The organism is Botrimarina colliarenosi (assembly GCF_007859955.1).
Classification (GTDB): domain Bacteria; phylum Planctomycetota; class Planctomycetia; order Pirellulales; family Lacipirellulaceae; genus Botrimarina; species Botrimarina colliarenosi.
This window is the reverse complement of record NZ_SJPR01000022.1, coordinates 1-1,361: the sequence shown is the minus strand read 5'-3', so window position 1 is coordinate 1,361 and position 1,361 is coordinate 1. Positions and strand designations below refer to the sequence as shown.

1 protein-coding gene is annotated in these 1,361 nt (G+C 67.8%); it reads left to right on the top strand.

The features are described 5' to 3' along the window. The first annotated feature begins 34 nt into the window (after positions 1 to 34). A complete protein-coding gene (locus Pla108_RS20685) occupies positions 35 to 1,360 on the top strand; it encodes a transposase (protein WP_231934576.1) in 1,326 nt (441 codons plus the stop codon). Position 1,361: the final 1 nt, after the last annotated feature.

Genomic DNA, 1,361 nt, shown 5'->3' with positions numbered 1-1,361 from the left:
TGAGCGTCTAGGTTGACGCGACGGAGGGATCGCGATGGGGATGGGGAAGCGGCGGCGGGAGTCGCAGGGGGAGCTGTTCGTGCCGTCGGGCGAGCTGGCGGCGAGCCCGGGGCACGCGTTCTACCGGCGGCTGAACCGGCTGCTGGGGGAGTGCGGCTTCGACGACGCGGTCGAGGCGGCGTGCGTGCCGTACTACGACGCCCAGGGCGGCCGCGACTCGATCGCCCCGGGCACGTACTTCCGGATGCTGTTCGTCGGGTACTTCGAAGCGATCGACAGCCAGCGTGGGATCGCCTGGCGGTGCGCCGACAGCCTCAGCCTGCGGGAGTTCTTGGGGATGAAGCTCACCGAACGGACCCCCGACCACTCGACCTTGAGCAAGACCCGCGACCGGCTCCCCTTGGAGGTCCACGAGCTGGCGTTCCGCTTGGTGCTCGCCGCGGCGGCCGAGAAGGGCCTCTTGAAGGGCAAGACGCTCGGCGTCGACTCCACGACACTCGAAGCGGACGCGGCGATGCGGAGCATCGTTCGCAAGGAGTCGGGCGAGGACTGGAAGGCGTACGTCAAGCGGTTGATGCAAGAAGCGGGTGAGATCGAAGAAGGCGAGGAGCCCACGGACGAGGACCTGCGGCGGTTCGACAAGAAGCGGAAGAACAAGAAGACGAGCAACGCCGAGTGGGAGTCCCCGACCGACCCGGACGCGCGGATCGCGAGGATGAAGGACGGCCGCACGCGTCTGGCGTACAAGGCGGAGCACGCGATCGACCTGGAGACCGAGTTGGTGGTCGCGGCGGAGGTCTACCACGCCGACCAGAGCGACTCGCGAACGCTGGCCGACACGGCGATGGCGGCCCGGACCCACGTGTCCGAAGCGGGCCGAGGCGAGGTCTTCGAGGAGGTGGTGGCGGACAAGGGGTACCACTCAGCGGGGCAGTTGGAGTTGGTCGAGAGCCTGAACGTGCGGACTTACATCCCCGAGCCCAACTCGCCTCACCAGCGGCGTTGGACCGATAAACCGAGCGGGCTGAAGGAAGCGGTGGTCGCCAACCGGCGGCGGACGAAGACCGAGAAGAACAGCCGCTTGCAGAAGCTGAGATCGGAGCGAGTCGAACGCACGTTCGCCCACACGTGCGAGACGGGCGGGGCGAGGCGGACGCGGCTGCGGGGGATCGAGAAGGTGCGGAAGCGACACTTGATCGTGGCCGCCGCCCACAACCTGGCGATCCTCCTGCGGAGCCTCCTGGGGGCCGGCAAGCCCAAGGCCCTGGCGGGCCTCCTCGATCAACTCGCCCAACTACTCACCGCCGCCCTCGACTGGCTCATCCGAACGATCAGCCAACAGAAATCAACGGACTGCTAGG

What these genes read in the sequence shown, in the direction of transcription:
- Pla108_RS20685 (WP_231934576.1), top strand. Translation starts at nt 35, where the DNA reads ATGGGGATGGGGAAGCGGCGGCGGGAGTCGCAGGGGGAGCTGTTCGTG.